Below are 16,390 nucleotides of genomic sequence, written 5' to 3'. Positions count from 1 at the left end.
ATTGCTTACGGTTGGATCAATGCACATCCTTCCAGTATTCGCGCTTGAGCAGATAAGCGAATACGAAGAAGAAAGCCAGGTACAGCAAGACATACGTACCAATGCGCTGGTGCTGCAGTTTGACCGGGTTGGCCGAGTAGGCCAGGAAGGTCACGAGATTCTTGACCTTCTCGTCGAACTGCTCTTCGTTCAGCGCGCCGGACTTGGGCACGATGGTCAGTTGATCGCACGCTTCATGTGTCAGCGGCGTGCCGGTCAACGGGTCAAATTGCTTCTTGCCGCCCTCGACTACCTGAACCTGCTTGCATCCTATCACTTGGCGACCCTGCAGGCCGACCAGAACGTTAGGCATACCGACGTTCGGGAACACCACGTTGTTCACGCCCCATGGACGCGCAGGGTCTTCGTAGAAGGATTTCAGGTAGCCGTAGAGCCAATCGGTGCCGCGAACCCGCGCCACCAAAGTCAGGTCGGGCGGCGCAGCGCCGAACCAGTTCTTGGCGTCCGCTGGCTGCATGCCGATATTCATGTGGTCGCCAATCTTGGCGCCGGTGAACACCAGCTTGTCGAGCATCACCTCGTGCGGGATGCCCAGGTCATCGGCAACACGCTCGTAACGCTGGAACTTGGCGCTGTGGCAACCCATGCAATAGTTGGCGAACGTGCGTGCGCCGTCCTGCATGGCCGCTTTGTCAGACACGTCGATAGCGACTTTTTCCAACTCAGGGCCTTGCTCGGAAGCGAAGGACAGTAGCGGCAGCGCCGCAAGCATCAATGCAACGAATAATTTTTTCATCAGCCAGTCACCCTTTCCGGAACCGGTTTGGTCTTCTCTAGCCGGGTATAGAACGGCATCAGAATGAAGTAGGCGAAGTACAGGAAGGTGCAGACCTGCGACAGCAACGTGCGCTCAGGGGTTGGCGCCAGGACGCCCAGCACACCCAGGATCACGAACGCAATGCAGAACACCCACAGCCAGATCTTGCTCAGCCAGCCCTTGTAGCGCATGGACTTGACCGGGCTTCGGTCGAGCCAAGGCAGCACGAACAGCACCGCGATGGCCGCACCCATGGCGATTACGCCCATGAGCTTGTCGGGGATCGCCCGCAAGATCGCGTAGAACGGCGTGAAGTACCAGACCGGGGCAATATGCACAGGTGTCTTGAAGGCGTTGGCCTGTTCGAAGTTAGGTTTTTCCAGGAAATAACCACCCATCTCCGGGAAAAAGAACACGATCGAGCAGAACACGAACAGGAACACGACGACACCGACAATGTCTTTCACGGTGTAGTACGGGTGGAACGGGATGCCATCCAGCGGGATGCCGTTCTCGTCCTTGTGCTTCTTGATGTCCACACCGTCGGGGTTGTTGGAACCCACTTCGTGCAGCGCCAGGATGTGCAGCACCACCAGGCCGAGAATCACGATCGGCAAGGCCACTACGTGCAAGGCGAAGAAGCGGTTCAGGGTGATGCCCGAGATCAGGTAGTCACCACGGATCCACTGCGTCAGGTCGTTGCCGATCACGGGGATCGCACCGAACAGCGAGATGATCACCTGGGCGCCCCAGTACGACATCTGGCCCCACGGCAGCAGGTAGCCCATGAAGGCTTCAGCCATCAGCGCCAGGTAGATCAGCATGCCGAACACCCACACCAGCTCACGAGGCTTCTGGTACGAACCGTAGAGCAAACCACGGAACATATGCAGGTAGACCACGATGAAGAACGCCGAGGCGCCGGTGGAGTGCAACAGGCGCAGGATCGAGCCGTACTCGACGTCACGCATGATGTATTCGACGGAAGCGAATGCCTCCTCCGCCGAAGGGGTGTAGCTCATGGTCAGCCAGACGCCGGTGACGATCTGGTTGACCAGCACCAGCAGTGCCAGGGAGCCGAAGAAGTAGAAGAAGTTGAAGTTTTTTGGCGCGTAATACTTGCTGAGATGGTCTTCCCACATTTTGGTGGCGGGGAAGCGCGCATCCACCCAATCCATGAACTTACTCATCACGCGTTCTCCTTGTCGAGGCCAATGACAATGATGTCGTTAGATTCGTAGTTATGCGGAGGCACGGGTAGGTTCAGTGGAGCAGGTTGCGACTTGTAGACGCGTCCGGCCAGGTCGTAGTGCGAACCGTGGCAGGGGCAGAAATAGCCGCCGACCCAATCTTTGCCCAGGTCGACCGGCGCCACTTCAGGGCGGAAAGTAGGTGAGCATCCCAGGTGGGTACACAGCCCGACCAGCAGCAGAATCTCTGGCTTGATCGAACGTGCTTCGTTTTTGGCGTAGGCGGGTTGGTCGGAAAACTCAGATTTGGGGTCAGACAACTGGCCTTCGATCTTTTTCAGATTTCCCAGGATTTCCTCCGTTCGACGAACAATGAAGACCGGCTGACCGCGCCACTCAGCAATCATCTGCTGGCCTGGCTCGATCTTGCTGATATTCACCTTCACCGGTGCACCTGCGGCTTTCGCCTTGGCACTGGGAAACCATGACCCCACGAACGGGACCGCAGCCCCCACCGCTCCTGCAGCACCCACCACGGATGTGGCTGCTACCAAGAAGCGACGCCGGCCTGCATTCACGCCGTCATTGCTCATTCAGTCCTCTCCCATCAGCTTTTTGGCCTGTTAAATCAGGCGTCTACTAAGTATTAAATCTGAACTTATAAAAATTTTGCCGAATGGTAATGAAAAGCCCCACCCCTGACAAGGGAATTACCCGGAGCTCCAGCTCCAAGCCTTGTAGTATAGGGGGTCTACGGCTGTGGCAAGTTGTCACGCCGAAATTTATGCATAAATAGCAGGCAATAAAAAACGCCCAGCTCCGTAAGGAGGCTGGGCGTTTTTGTGGAACGTAAAGCGAATTAACGCTTCGAGTACTGCGGACGCTTACGCGCTTTACGCAGACCGACTTTCTTACGTTCAACTTCACGAGCATCACGAGTCACGAAGCCAGCTTTGCGCAGAGCGCCACGCAGGGTTTCGTCGTACTGCATCAGAGCGCGAGTGATACCGTGGCGGATTGCGCCAGCTTGACCACTTACACCGCCACCGATAACGGTGACGTAGATGTCGAACTTTTCAACAGTCTCGGTCAATTCCAGCGGCTGACGAACTACCATGCGGGCAGTTTCGCGGCCGAAGAAGTTGTCCAGAGTGCGGTTGTTGATCGAGATGTTACCAGTGCCCGGACGCAGGAAAACGCGTGCGGTTGCGGTTTTGCGACGGCCAGTGCCGTAATTTTGAGTCGCCGACATAATGAACTATTCCGTTAAAACTTCAGTTCTTGGGGCTGCTGAGCAGCATGAGGGTGAGCAGCGCCCGCATAGACTTTCAGCTTGCGAAACATATCGCGACCCAGTGGGCCCTTCGGCAGCATGCCTTTAACCGCGATTTCAATCGGGGCCTCAGGCTTCTTGGCGATCAGACCTTCGAAATTGGAAGACTTGATGCCGCCTGGGAAACCGGAGTGACGGTAGTACATTTTGTCTTGCGCTTTGTTGCCGGTAACACGTACCTGCTCAGCGTTGATGATCACGATGTAGTCACCGGTGTCAACGTGAGGGGTGTATTCAGGCTTGTGCTTGCCACGCAGACGGCTGGCGACTTCAGTGGCCAGACGACCCAGAGTCTGACCAGCGGCGTCGACGACAAACCAGTCGCGCTGAACTGTTTCCGGTTTTGCAGTAAAAGTTGTCATTCTTTAATAGCCTCAGGGGCCGCCCTGTAAATTAGACGGCGGATCTTACTGAATAGTGCGTACTTTGACAAGTCAAAGGCAGCCGGATACAGACGCTATCGGGGGCTCGGGTCGGCGCGTCCGTTCAACGGCAAGATTCTTCGGCAGGCGGCGCATCACTTCCACTGCAGAAAGAGGTGGGCAATTATGCAGATTGCGAAAAAAAATTCAACCTGCTTTTATGATTGTTTTCCCCGAAGGAGCACCCGATGGATTATCGACAGCTGGGCCGTACCGATCTGCACGTAAGCGCGATAGCCTTGGGCACCATGACCTGGGGCGAGCAGAACAGCGAGGCAGAGGCCTTCGCGCAGATCGAACGGGCCAAGGCCGCGGGGATCAACTTCCTCGACACGGCGGAAATGTACCCGGTGCCACCCAAGGCCGACACCTATGCCACCACCGAGCGCTACATCGGGAATTACTTCAAAAGCCGCGGCGACCGCGCCGACTGGATTCTCGCCAGCAAGATCGCCGGCCCCGGCAACACCATCGACTATATCCGCGGCGGCCACCTGCGCCACAACCGCCAGCACATCGTCGAAGCCCTGGATGCGAGCCTCAAGCGCCTGCAGACCGACTGGATCGACCTCTACCAGTTGCACTGGCCGGAGCGCAGCACCAACTTCTTCGGCCAGCTGGGCTACAAGCACAAGGACGAAGACGACCTGACGCCGCTGGAGGAAACCCTCGAAGCGCTGGACGCGCAGGTGAAGGCCGGCAAGATCCGCCACATCGGTCTGTCCAACGAAACGCCGTGGGGCACCATGAAGTTCCTCGCCCTGGCCGAAGCCCGCGGCTGGACCCGCGCGGTGTCGATCCAGAACCCCTACAACCTGCTCAACCGCAGCTTTGAAGTGGGCCTGGCGGAAATCGCCATTCGCGAACAGTGCGGTCTGCTGGCTTATTCGCCCCTGGCATTCGGCATGCTCAGCGGCAAATACGAAGGCGGTGCGCGCCCGGCAAAAGCCCGCCTGACCGAATACAGCCGCTTCAGTCGCTATTTCAACCCGCAGTCGGAAGCAGCGTGCAGCCGTTATGTGGCCCTGGCCCGCAAACACGGCCTGGACCCAGCGCAGATGGCGTTGGCGTTCGTCACGCAGCAGCCGTTCGTGACCAGCAATATCATTGGTGCGACGAGCCTGGAGCAACTGGACAGCAACCTTGCCAGCGCTGACCTGAAACTGTCGAAAGAGGTGCTGGAGGGGATTGAGGCGATTCAGAAGGATCATCCTAATCCAGCACCTTGATTGATCTCTAGAACGCTATCGGGGGCAAGCCCCCTCCCACACTTAGCCGTGTGAACCCAGTAAAACGTGGGAGGGGGCTTGCCCCCGATGAGGCCCTCAGCCACACCATCGAAATCAAAGCGCCCGCGCGATAATCTCCTTCATGATCTCATTGGTCCCCGCATAAATCCGCTGCACCCGCGCATCCGCCCAGGCGCGGGCGATCGGGTATTCCCACATGAAGCCGTAGCCGCCGTGCAATTGCACACACTCGTCGAGCACCTTGCATTGCAGGTCCGTGGCCCAGTACTTGGCCATGGCGGCGGTGGGCACGTCGAGCTTGCCCTCCAGGTGCAACGCCAGGCATTTATCGACGAACACGCGGCCGATCTGGATCTCGGTGGCCATCTCCGCCAGTTTGAAGCGGGTGTTCTGGAAGTCGGCAATCGCCTTGCCGAAGGCCTTGCGCTCACGGGTGTAGTCGAGGGTCCATTGCAGCGCCGCTTCGGCTGATGCCAGCGCGCCAATCGCCACGGTCAAGCGCTCCTGCGGCAGCTCCTGCATCAAGTAGGCGAAACCCATGCCCGCCTGGCCCAGCAGGTTTTCCTTGGGCACACGGACATCCTGGAAGAACAGCTCCGAAGTGTCCTGAGCCTTCATGCCAACCTTCTCCAGGCGCTTGCCCTTGTCGAAGCCCGGCGTAGCGGCCTCCACCAGGAACAGGCTGGTGCCCTTGGCGCCGGCCTTGGGGTCGGTCTTGGCGACCACGATCACCAGATCGGCGAGAAAGCCGTTGGTAATGAAGGTCTTGGAGCCGTTGATCACATACTCATCGCCGTCCAGCACCGCCGTGGTCTTGACCCCTTGCAGGTCGGACCCGGCGCCCGGCTCGGTCATGGCGATGGCCGTGACCTTCTCGCCGGAGATCAATTGGGGCAGGTATTGGTGCTTCAGCGCTTCACTGCCGTAATGCAGGATATACGGCGCGACAATGTCCGAATGCAGGGAGAAACCGATGCCGGTCAGGCCCAGGCGGCTGATCTCTTCGATCACCACCGCGCTGTAGAGAAAGTCCGCGCCCAGGCCGCCGTACTCCTCCGGCAGATGGGAACACAACATCCCCGCCTCGCCGGCCTTGTTCCACAGCGCACGGTCGATATAGCCCTGCTTCTCCCATTGTGCATGGAACGGCGCAGCGTCTTTTTCAAGGAAGGTACGCACGCTCTGGCGGAAGAGTTCGTGTTCCGGGCTGAACAACGTTCTGGGGATCATGAGGTCACCTGCGTGGATTGTCGGACAAAGACGAACCACAGAGCCTATGCCGCGAAGGCGTCACAGGACACTGGACACATGCGACAAAAAATAAGACGATCCAGCCGTCTGGTGACCACTTTCCCCTATAAGAATAAATGAAATTATGTCTAACCAAATCTCCACGCCCTTGCGGCGCGTCAGCATTTTGGCCATTGATCGGGTGTTCGCTTCCACCCTCATGCAAGCCAAGGATTTCTTCCACCTCGCCAGCCTGCGTTACGGCAAACAACAAGGCCTGGGCCTGACTCCCGCGTTCGAAACGCGCCTGGTCAGCCCCGACGGGCAATCGGTGCGCAGCTTCAGTGATGTGATCATGCCGGTGGACGGCGGCCTGGAAGACGCCGACATCATCGTGCTGCCGGCCTTCTGGGATGACTTCGATGCCCTGAGTACGCGCTACCCGCAAGTGCTGCCGTGGCTGCGCGAACAGCACGCCCGCGGCGCGGTGCTCTGCGGCGAAGCGACCGGGGTGTTCTGGCTGGCCGAAGCCGGGCTGCTCGATGGCAAGGAGGCGACCACCTACTGGCGTTTCTTCACTGCCTTCAGCGAGCGCTTCCCCAAGGTCCAGCTCAACCAGGACAAGCACCTGACCGACGCCGACAACCTGTACTGCGCCGGCGGCACCACCTCGGCCTGCGACCTCTACATCTATCTGATCGAACGCTTCTGCGGCGCCAACATCGCCCAGGCCGTGGCCCGCGATATTCTTTACGAAGTGCAGCGCAACTATTCGCCGGGACGGATCGGTTTCGGCGGGCAGAAGCTGCACCAGGATGTGATCATCCTGCAGATCCAGCACTGGCTCGAAGAGCATTTCGCCGACAAGTTCCGCTTCGAGGACGTGGCCCGGGAGCACGGCATGAGCATCCGCAACTTCATGCGCCGCTTCCAGACCGCCACCGGCGACAAGCCGCTGCATTACCTGCAACGCTTGCGCATCGAGACGGCAAAAGGGCTGCTCTCGGGCAGCCGCAAGAGCATCAAGACCATCAGTTATGAGGTGGGCTACGACGATGCGAGTTTCTTTGCGCGGCTGTTCAGGCAGCACACCGAACTGTCACCGAACCAGTACCGCCAGCAATTCCAGCAAGCCGCGTAATCAGGGCTGTACAGAGACAAAATGTGGGAGGGAGCTTGCTCCCGATAGCGGTGTATCAGTCAGTACATCTGGCACTGATACACCGCTATCGGGGGCAAGCCCCCTCCCACACTTTTTACTGCGTCGTGCTTAGGGTTTGTGCGCCCGCGACAGGAACTCGTGGGATTGCATCTCCAGCAGGCGGCTCAGGGTGCGCTGGAATTCGAAGTTCAAGCGACCGCCGGTGTAGAGGTCCTTGAGCTCGACTTCCGCCGAGATGATCAACTTGACGTTGCGGTCGTAGAACTCGTCGACCATGTTGATAAAGCGGCGCGCGATGTCGTCGGTGCTGACGCTCATCTGCTCCACGCCACTGAGGATCACGGCGTGGAAGATCTTGCCCAGTTCGATGTAGTCGTTCTGGCTGCGCGGGCCGTCGCACAGTTCGCGGAAGTCGAACCAGGCCACGTCATCGCAGGTACGCAGCGCGATGATTTGGCGGTTTTCGATGATCAACTTGTCGTTTTCCACCGCCTGGGTGCATTCCGGCGTGAGGGCGCGGAAGCTTTTGCGCAGGCTATCTTGCGCCGCGTCGTTGAGCGGGAAGTGGAACAACTCCGCTTGCTCCAGGTGCCGCAGGCGGTAATCGACGCCGCTGTCGACGTTGACGATCTCGGTGTTCTGCTTGATCAGCGCAATGGCCGGCAGGAAGCGCGCGCGTTGCAGGCCGTCCTTGTACAGGCCATCGGGCACGATGTTCGAGGTGGCGACCAGGGTCACGCCGTTCTTGAACAGCTCTTCCATCAGGGTGCCGAGGATCATGGCGTCGGTGATGTCGGAGACGAAGAACTCATCGAAGCAGATCACCCGCGCCTCTGCGGAGAACCGCTTGGCGATGATGGTCAACGGGTTTTTCTCGCCCGGCAGGGTTTTCATCTCTTCATGGACGCGCTTCATGAAGCGGTGGAAGTGCGTGCGGACCTTTTCCTTGAACGGCAGCGCTTCGAAGAACGTGTCCACCAGGTAGGTCTTGCCGCGACCCACGCCGCCCCAGAAGTACAGGCCCTTGACCGGCGTGCGGTCTTTCTTGCCAAACAGCTTGCCGAGCATCCCTGGCTTACTCTGCGAGGCCGCGACCAGGTCTTCGTACAGACGCTGCAAATGACGCACCGCCGTTTCCTGGGCCGCGTCATGGAAGAATTCAGGGCGTTTCAGATCAGCTTGATATCGTTCTAGGGGCGTCATAATTTCGTTAGCAAGGCAACAAAAACGGGCCGTCACTGTAACGACGGCCCTGGATAATGGCAATCAACCCTTGGTCGGGTTAATCCTCGAGGGGGGTCAGCGCGACGCGCAGGGCTTCGATGGCGGCATCGCGCGACGCGGTGTCGGCGAATGGCGCGCTGTCGGCAACCGCAGCGTCGTCCAGCCATACGCTGAAGCTCAGGGCTTCAGGGCGCACGTCCAGCGCGGCGCCGCTTTGCAATTGCTTGGTCACGGCGCCAGCCGCCTTGCCGTCGGCGAAGTTGCGCGACAGCAGCAGTTGCTCGCCATCGGCCGCCAACAGGCGGAAGCGGAAGCTGCCGTCGTCTTCGCGGAAACTCACGAAGCGCGCGGCTTTCGCGGCCTTTTTCTTGGTGCTGACCGGCGCCGCGGCCTGGTTGACGAACGAACGCAGGCCAACGGCCTCACGCAGCTCGGCGAGGAACGGCGCGGCCACGGCGCGGGCTTTTTGGGCGCCGATCAGCAGCAGATCTTCCATGTCCGCCGGGCGCGACATCAATTGGTGGTAACGCTCACGGGCTTCACCCAGTTGCCCGTCCAGCAGTTGGAACAGACGGTTCTTCGCCTCGCCCCAGCCCAGGCCTTGCAGCAACTCGGCGCGGAATTCCTGTTCCTGGGCCTTGCTGGCAAACGCCTGGTACAGGGTGAACAGGTGCGAATTGTCCGGGTCCTTGGCTTCGCCGGGCGCGCGGGAGTCGGTGACGATCCGCGAGATCGCGTCTTTCATGTCCTTGGCGCTGGTGAACAACGGGATGGTGTTGTCGTAGCTCTTCGACATCTTGCGACCGTCCAGGCCCGGCAAGGTGGCGACGCTTTCTTCGATCACCGCCTCGGGCAGGGTGAAGAACTCTTTACCGTTGCCGAACAGGTGGTTGAAGCGCTGACCGATGTCGCGGGCCATTTCCACGTGCTGGATCTGGTCGCGGCCCACCGGCACCTTGTGCGCGTTGAACATCAAAATGTCCGCCGCCATCAGCACCGGGTAGCTGTACAGGCCCATGGTGATGCCCGCATCCGGGTCTTCGCCGTTTTCCACGTTCTTGTCCACCGACGCCTTGTAGGCATGGGCGCGGTTGAGCAGGCCCTTGGCGGCGACGCAGGTCAGCAGCCAGGTCAGCTCGGGGATCTCGGGAATGTCGGACTGGCGATAGAACGTCACCCGGTTCACATCCAGGCCACCGGCCAGCCAGGTCGCGGCGATTTCCATACGCGAGCGTTGGATGCGCTGCGGGTCATCGCATTTGATCAGGGCGTGGTAGTCGGCCAGGAAGTAGAAGGAGTCGGCATTGGCGTCCTGACTGGCAAGGATCGCCGGGCGGATCGCACCGGCGTAGTTGCCCAGGTGCGGCGTGCCGGTGGTGGTGATGCCGGTGAGGATACGGGTACGAGTCGTCATGGGTAATCGCTTATCAGACTGCTATCAATTCGAGAGGCGCGGCAGCACCAGATCCTTGAGATCGGTGAGCTTGCCATGAAAAAAGTGTCCGCATTCTGCCACTTTCAGCAGCTCATGGGGGCGTTTCAGGGCGGCGGACCAGTCGTAGACGCATTGCGGGTCGACCACTTCGTCGGTTTCCGGCTGGATCAGGGTCAGCGGGCAGTTCTGCGGCAGCAGGTCGGCATCGCCCAGGCGCATCACCGCGGCGGCGACCATGAACAGGTGCGCGAGCTTTTCGCCCTTGGCTTCCAGACGACCGCCGAGGCTGGCGGCGACATAGCCACCAAACGAAAAACCGAGCAAGGTGATCGGCAGGTCGGGGTGTTTCTTGCGCAACCAGGTGGCGGCCGCTTCGGCATCGTCCACTTCACCGCTGGCCATGTCATGGGTGCCGGCGCTGGCACCGACGCCACGGTAATTGAATCGCAAGGTGATCAAACCGGCATCGCGGGCGGTGCGTTGCAGGGTCGAAACAACTTTATTGAGCATGGTCCCACCCTGCACCGGGTTAGGGTGGCAGATCAGCGCCAGGCCACGTGGCGCGGGCTGATCCAGGTACAGGGCTTCCAATTGGCCTACCGGGCCATCGATCAAAACAGGGGTTTCACGCATGAGCAAGGAATGAACTCCGTGACCTCTCAAAGGGTCGACTCGTCTAGCTAAAAGTCTGTGCATGGCATCATTGCGAGCTTAATCGCGGTATACAGCGCAGGTCCGAGCCGTTAACGTAAAGCAAAGCCGTTTATAGAGGAAGGACTCGTGGAACACTCGCTCTTAGTTTGGTTGTTGCCGACTCTTGCCCTGGTTGCCGGTGTCGCCATTGGATTCCTGGTTGCTCGCTTGCTGCCGAATGCCGCGCCTAACCGCACGCAGCGTCAGTTGGATGACATTCAGGAACGTTTTGACAGTTATCAGAACGAGGTTGTTACCCACTTCAACAGCACCGCGACCCTGGTCAAGAAGCTCACCCAGAGCTACCAGGAAGTACAGGATCACCTCGCCGACGGCGCCAACCGCCTGGCGCTCGACGACATCACCCGTCAGCGCCTGCTGGCCGCGCTGCATTCCGATGCACCGCAAACCCCACGGGAACGCCTGACCCCGCCACGGGAAAACCAGGAGCCGCCACGGGACTACGCGCCAAAAACGCCGAACGCCCCTGGCATGCTGGATGAGCATTACGGCTTGAAGAAGTAAGTCTTTTCAGGCGCTGTAAAAAAGCCCGGCTGATCGATGATCAGCCGGGCTTTTTGTTGGGCCTCAATCTCCAGACCAGCGGGGATGCCATTGTGGGAGAGAGCTTGCTCCTGATAGCGGCGGATCAGTTGATATATAGGCTGACTGACACACTGCTATCGGGAGCAAGCTCCCTCCCACACTGACCGAGTACGGCCCTCAGGACACGGGTTGTTCTTGCAGGTGGCCGCTTTCGATCCGCACATGCCGCCCATGGAAGCGCTTGAGGCTGCTGCGATGGCCGACGCTGACGATGCTCAGCCCCGGCAGCTCATCGATCAACGCCTGGTACAACGTCGCCTCATCCTCTTCATCCATGGCCGATGTCGCTTCGTCCATGTACAGCCACTGCGGTGCGAACAACAACGCACGGGCAAAGGCCAGGCGCTGTTGCTCGCCGGGCGAGAGCATGCGCTGCCAGTGGTTGGCTTCGTCCAGCCGCGCGACCAGATGCGGCAAGCGGCAGGTTTCCAGGACCTGTGCATAACGTTCGTCCATGTACACGCCGTCGTCCTGTGGATAACTCAGCGCGGCCTTCAACGTGCCGATCGGCAGATACGGCTTCTGCGGCAGAAACAGGTAACGCGCCGCCGGCAGGCGGATGCTGCCATGGCCCGCCGGCCACAGCTGGCCCATGGCACGCAGCAACGTACTTTTACCGCTGCCGGAACGCCCGCTGAGCATCAGGCGCTGGCCCGGCTCGACGACCATGTCGGCGCCGGCGAGCAAGTGGCGGCCATCGGCCAGGTCCATGCCGAGCTTCTCTACCACCAGGCGCTCGCCTTCCGGGCGCACGTCGATGGCCGCGGGGCGCTGCTCGTTATCGCTCATGGCCTGCTGGAAACTCAGCAGACGATCACTGGTGGCGCGCCAACTGGCCAGCTCCGTGTACGCGCCGATAAACCAGCTGAAGTTCTCCTGGACGTTGCCGAACGCCGAGTTGATTTGCATCAGCTCGCCCAGCTCGATCTTGCCGGTGAAGTAGCGCGGCGCGGCGACGATGAACGGGAAGATGATTGCGATCTGGCTGTAGCCGGCGGTGAAGAAAGTCAGGCGCTTGGACACTTTCATGATGTCCCAGAAGTTATGCCAGACCCGGCCGAAGCGTTGGCTCAAACGGCGATTTTCGTTGGGCTCGCCGTTGTACAAGGCAATGCTCTCGGCATTCTCGCGGACCCGGACCATCGAGAAGCGCAAATCCGCCTCGAAGCGTTGTTGTTGATTGTTCAGCCCGATCAAGCGACGCCCGATCAGGTGCGTCAGCCAACTGCCCACAGCGGCATAGAGCAATGCACACCAGAACATGTAGCCGGGAATGGTGATACCGAACACTTCGATGCTGCCCGACACACCCCACAGGATGATCGAAAACGACACCAGGCTGACCACATTGCGCAGCAGGCCCAGGCCGAGGCTCAAGCTGCTGGAGGTGAAGTTATTGAGGTCTTCGGAGATCCGCTGGTCCGGGTTATCGGTATAACCGCCCTGCTCCAACTGGTAGTAGTTTTTGTCGCTGAGCCAGCGTGCGAAGTGTTTTTCGGTCAACCAGGCCCGCCAACGGATGGTCAGCATCTGGGTCAGGTACAAGCGATAAACCGCACCGAGGATGGCCACCGCAGCGATGCCGCCGAAATAGCCGATCAGTTGCCAGAAGGCCGCCGTGTCCTTATGTTCCAGGGCGTTGTAGAAATCCTTGTACCAGTGGTTGATCCACACGGAGATCGCGACGCTGAACAGCGACAAACCAATCACCGCCAACAACAGCAACCACGCCTTGCCCTTTTCTTCACTGCGCCAATAGGGCGTGATCATCGCCCAGGTTCGGCGAAAAAAGTGCCCACGCACCGCGTCGTTGACCGCGGAGTACTCAGCGTTCTGATTCATCGTTCAGGCTCGGTAGGAAATAGATGGCAGGCGTTTGAACCGATCATAGAGCATCGGTTCAAGGCGCCGTGCGGCCTGAAGTAGATTGTTCAGCCGGCGTTCAGCGCCGTACCGGGCGCTTCTGCAGCTTGCGTTGCAGGGTACGCCGGTGCATGCCCAGCGCGCGGGCGGTGGCCGAGATATTGCCTTCATGCTCGGTCAGCACGCGCTGGATGTGTTCCCACTGCAGGCGGTCCACCGACATCGGGTTTTCCGGCACCAGGGTGTCGAGGTCGGCATGCTCGGAGAGCAAGGCGGCCAGCACGTCGTCGGCGTCCGCCGGTTTGCACAGGTAGTTGCAGGCGCCACGCTTGATGGCTTCGACAGCGGTGGCAATGCTGGAATAACCGGTGAGGATCACCACGCGCATTTCCGGATCGAGTTCGAGCAGCTTGGGCAGCAGCACCAGGCCGGAGTCGCCGTCCATTTTCAGGTCGAGCGCGGCGTAGTCCGGCAGGTCGGCCTGGGCGATGCTCAGGCCCTCTTCCGCGGAGCCCGCGGTGCTGACGCGGAAACCGCGACGGCTCATGGCACGCGCCATGACGCGGGTAAAGGTAGCGTCATCATCTACCAGCAACAGATGCGGCAGTTCTTCGCCTTCGACTTGGATCTCATCACTCATCGATATCTCCTCGTGCGACACGGGGCAGGCGCAGCTCGGTGAGCGTGCCGCCTTCCTCATGACTATAGAGCTTCACTGAGCCGCCCGCGCGGGTCACGCTGGCCTTGCTCAAAAACAGGCCGAGGCCGAAGCCTTTGCCCTTGGTGGTAAAGAAAGGTTTACCGATCTGCTCGGCAATAGCCAGCGGCACGCCCGCGCCGTGGTCACGAATGCTGATGGTGAGGTTTTCCGTGTCCCAGTCCAGCTGCACTTCCAGGCCTTCGGGGCAGGCATCGGCGGCATTGTTCAACAGGTTGAGCAGGGCCTGGGTCAGGTCCGGCGGCGGCGCCATGCGCGGCACGCTGCCCTGCCCCAGCAGGTGGAAACGGTAACTGGCTTCGGGACGCATCAGGTGCCAGCGGTTCAGGGCTTCGTCGAGCCACTGGGTCACGTCCTGCATCTCCACCGCCAGGCGGCGGTTGGCTTCGGCGGCGCGCACCAGTTGCTGCAAGGTTTGCTTGCACTGCTTGACCTGTTCGCGCAGCACGCCGAGGTCTTCTTGCAGCGCCGGATCGTGATGGTCCTGGGTCATTTCGTTGAGCAGCACGCTCATGGTCGCCAGGGGCGTGCCCAACTCATGGGCCGCACCGGCGGCCTGGGTCGCGACGGCCAGCAGTTGCTGGTCGCGCAGGCCTTCTTCGCGGCGGATGGCGCGCAATTCTTCCTGGCGGCGCAGTTCTTCGGCCATGCGCGCAGCAAAAAAGGTGATGACTGCGGCGGACAGCGCGAAGCTCAGCCACATCCCGTAGATCTGCAGGTTTTCCCGGGCGATGGGGAACGTCTGCAACGGGTAGAACTGCGCCAGCAGCAAGGTGTACAGGGTCAGGGCAATGCCGGAGAGTATCACCGAGTAGCGCCACGGCAAGGTCACGGCCGCTATGGTCAAGGGCACCAGGTAATACGAAACGAACGGATTGGTGGAACCACCAGAGAAATACAGCAACACACTGTGGATAAACAGGTCGCAGGCCAACTGCAGGGCGTATTCCAGCTCGGTCACCGGCCAGGTGGTACGCAACCGGATGGCGGTAAACGCACACAACACGGTGGAAAAACCCAGGGTCACGCTCAGTTGCAGCCACGGCAGCGGCAGCAGGTCGAACCAATAGGCAAGCCCGACGGAACCGGCCTGCGCGGCCAATACCAAGGTGCGAATGAACGTCAGGCGCCAGAGGTTCTGGCGGGTGGCGGAAGTCAGTTTTACGGCGGCGAGCATGAGCTCTCCCGGTGAGCGCTGCAGGCGGATCGGCAGGAGTATAAACGAAGCCGACCGGCAGACACGGCGCGTGTGGCTCTTTGACGCAGGCGCGCTGAATGACCGTTCGTCGGCACTGCGACAACTTGTAGTGAATGTGTAAACCCGAAGAACCCGGCACCACCGTCTACAGTCATACCGATACGAACATTCCAAGGAGCTTCCATGTCCCGTTTCATTCGCAACGCAGCCGCTCTCACCCTCAGCGCCAGCACCCTGGCCAGCCTCCCGGCCGTCGCCGCCGATGAGTTGCATTACAACCAGATCGCCCTGCGCGCCGAAGTCAGCCAGGAAGTGGCCCGCGACAAGATGATCGTGACGCTCTATACCGAATCCCAGAACGCCGACCCCGCCAAGCTCGCCGCCGACGTCACCACCACCATGAACCAGGCCCTGGGCCAGGCCCGCGAAGTCAAGGCCGTGACCCTGCGTCAGGGCAGCCGCAACAGCTACCCGATCTACGACAATAAGAACCAGAAGATCACCGGCTGGCGCGAACGCGCCGAACTGCGCCTGGAGAGCGCAGACTTCCCGGCGCTGTCCAAGCTCACCGGCGAGTTGCTCAACACCCTGAAAATGCAAAACATGGAATTCGCCATCGCTGACACCACGCGCAGGTCCAGCGAAGACGCCCTGCTCAAGGACGCGGTCAGCGCATTCAAGGCTCGCGCCCAACTGGCCACCGATGCGTTGGGCGGCAAGGGTTATAAGATCGTCAACCTGAACTTCAACACCAATGGTTATCCACAACCTTACGCACGCGGCGGGATGATGATGAAAGCCGCCATGATGGATTCGGCGCCGACGCCGGAAGTTGAGGCGGGGACCAGTCAAGTGAGCATGAGCGCCGACGGGGTCATCGAAGTCTTGCAATAAGTCTTATCAACAAAAAACGGCGCGGCCCGACAAGGCTGGCGCCGTTTTTTTTCGCGAGCAGTTTCATTCAACTCATCTAAACATTTTGAATCAGAAGTGGGTCGCTCATATCTTGGCATAAGACTTCTTTCTAAAGTTGTAGGCACCCCACAAAGCTACTGTCGTTACGTCACAGAGCATAAAGCAGGCATGGGAACCTTTAGTAGCCATGCCGCCACCCAGTTATAAAGGCTTCATCCGCCGCCCTACAGCACTCATGTAACTCAACAGCACTTAGAGAAAAACCAAACCACTGAAAGGCGCCATAAAGCAGTGTCGCGTATCGAATGCTATTGCTTCGCGCCAGATAATTAAC

16 protein-coding genes are annotated in these 16,390 nt (G+C 59.9%); 4 read left to right on the top strand and 12 right to left on the bottom strand.

Features of this window, described 5'->3' with window-relative positions:
- Positions 1–16: 16 nt before the first annotated feature.
- From C8K66_RS15970 to rplM, 5 genes are all read right to left on the bottom strand, one after another.
- Positions 17–796, bottom strand: a complete 780-nt coding sequence (locus tag C8K66_RS15970; protein WP_046384697.1) for a cytochrome c1 — start codon at positions 794–796, stop codon at positions 17–19.
- Entirely contained in the window at positions 796–2,007 is a 1,212-nt protein-coding gene (locus C8K66_RS15965; protein WP_017845421.1) for a cytochrome bc complex cytochrome b subunit, read from the bottom strand. The genes C8K66_RS15970 and C8K66_RS15965 overlap by 1 nt, the downstream gene beginning before the upstream one ends.
- Positions 2,007–2,600, bottom strand: a complete 594-nt coding sequence (gene petA, locus C8K66_RS15960) for a ubiquinol-cytochrome c reductase iron-sulfur subunit (RefSeq protein ID WP_026139825.1) — start codon at positions 2,598–2,600, stop codon at positions 2,007–2,009. The genes C8K66_RS15965 and petA overlap by 1 nt, the downstream gene beginning before the upstream one ends.
- Positions 2,601–2,866: 266 nt before the next feature.
- Positions 2,867–3,259: a 30S ribosomal protein S9 gene (rpsI, locus tag C8K66_RS15955; protein ID WP_003171743.1), complete on the bottom strand. Its 393-nt coding sequence runs from the start codon at positions 3,257–3,259 to the stop codon at positions 2,867–2,869.
- Between the two features lie 14 nt (positions 3,260–3,273).
- On the bottom strand, positions 3,274–3,702 hold the full coding sequence (gene rplM, locus C8K66_RS15950) for a 50S ribosomal protein L13 (protein ID WP_010568039.1): 429 nt from the start codon (positions 3,700–3,702) through the stop codon (positions 3,274–3,276).
- Between the two features lie 248 nt (positions 3,703–3,950).
- Between rplM and C8K66_RS15945 the strand changes: the two genes are divergently transcribed.
- A complete protein-coding gene (locus tag C8K66_RS15945) occupies positions 3,951–4,991 on the top strand; it encodes an NADP(H)-dependent aldo-keto reductase (RefSeq protein WP_057004245.1) in 1,041 nt (346 codons plus the stop codon).
- A gap of 114 nt (positions 4,992–5,105) precedes the next feature.
- Here the strand turns inward: C8K66_RS15945 and C8K66_RS15940 are convergent, their stop codons facing one another.
- A complete protein-coding gene (locus C8K66_RS15940; RefSeq protein WP_017845424.1) occupies positions 5,106–6,242 on the bottom strand; it encodes an acyl-CoA dehydrogenase family protein in 1,137 nt (378 codons plus the stop codon).
- 220 nt (positions 6,243–6,462) lie between these two features.
- Between C8K66_RS15940 and C8K66_RS15935 the strand changes: the two genes are divergently transcribed.
- Positions 6,463–7,383: a GlxA family transcriptional regulator gene (locus tag C8K66_RS15935; RefSeq protein WP_169850558.1), complete on the top strand. Its 921-nt coding sequence runs from the start codon at positions 6,463–6,465 to the stop codon at positions 7,381–7,383.
- A gap of 129 nt (positions 7,384–7,512) precedes the next feature.
- Here the strand turns inward: C8K66_RS15935 and zapE are convergent, their stop codons facing one another.
- From zapE to C8K66_RS15920, 3 genes are all read right to left on the bottom strand, one after another.
- The gene (gene zapE, locus C8K66_RS15930) at positions 7,513–8,607 is read right to left on the bottom strand and encodes a cell division protein ZapE (RefSeq protein WP_046384701.1); all 1,095 of its coding nucleotides are present in this window, start codon (positions 8,605–8,607) and stop codon (positions 7,513–7,515) included.
- Between the two features lie 79 nt (positions 8,608–8,686).
- A complete protein-coding gene (locus tag C8K66_RS15925; RefSeq protein WP_057004243.1) occupies positions 8,687–10,042 on the bottom strand; it encodes a tryptophan--tRNA ligase in 1,356 nt (451 codons plus the stop codon).
- A 24-nt stretch (positions 10,043–10,066) separates the two neighbouring features.
- A complete protein-coding gene (locus C8K66_RS15920) occupies positions 10,067–10,696 on the bottom strand; it encodes an alpha/beta hydrolase (RefSeq protein ID WP_026139827.1) in 630 nt (209 codons plus the stop codon).
- A gap of 147 nt (positions 10,697–10,843) precedes the next feature.
- On the opposite strand from C8K66_RS15920, the gene C8K66_RS15915 reads away from it, so the two are divergent.
- Entirely contained in the window at positions 10,844–11,281 is a 438-nt protein-coding gene (locus tag C8K66_RS15915) for a YhcB family protein (RefSeq protein WP_003171734.1), read from the top strand.
- Between the two features lie 198 nt (positions 11,282–11,479).
- On the opposite strand, the gene C8K66_RS15910 is transcribed toward C8K66_RS15915, so the two are convergent.
- From C8K66_RS15910 to C8K66_RS15900, 3 genes are all read right to left on the bottom strand, one after another.
- Positions 11,480–13,204, bottom strand: coding sequence for an ABC transporter ATP-binding protein/permease (locus C8K66_RS15910; RefSeq protein WP_057004242.1), 1,725 nt, complete (start codon positions 13,202–13,204; stop codon positions 11,480–11,482).
- 100 nt (positions 13,205–13,304) lie between these two features.
- Complete coding sequence (locus tag C8K66_RS15905) at positions 13,305–13,865, bottom strand: response regulator transcription factor (protein WP_004372278.1); 561 nt, start codon at positions 13,863–13,865, stop codon at positions 13,305–13,307.
- Positions 13,858–15,120: an ATP-binding protein gene (locus tag C8K66_RS15900; protein WP_017845431.1), complete on the bottom strand. Its 1,263-nt coding sequence runs from the start codon at positions 15,118–15,120 to the stop codon at positions 13,858–13,860. Before C8K66_RS15900 ends, C8K66_RS15905 begins: the two co-directional genes overlap by 8 nt.
- A gap of 204 nt (positions 15,121–15,324) precedes the next feature.
- On the opposite strand from C8K66_RS15900, the gene C8K66_RS15895 reads away from it, so the two are divergent.
- Complete coding sequence (locus C8K66_RS15895) at positions 15,325–16,035, top strand: SIMPL domain-containing protein (RefSeq protein ID WP_108525361.1); 711 nt, start codon at positions 15,325–15,327, stop codon at positions 16,033–16,035.
- Positions 16,036–16,390: the final 355 nt, after the last annotated feature.

Origin of the sequence: Pseudomonas sp. GV105 (genome assembly GCF_003058185.1) — a bacterium.
GTDB classification, from domain to species: Bacteria; Pseudomonadota; Gammaproteobacteria; order Pseudomonadales; family Pseudomonadaceae; genus Aquipseudomonas; species Aquipseudomonas veronii.
This window is presented reverse-complemented; position numbering and strand designations above follow the sequence as displayed.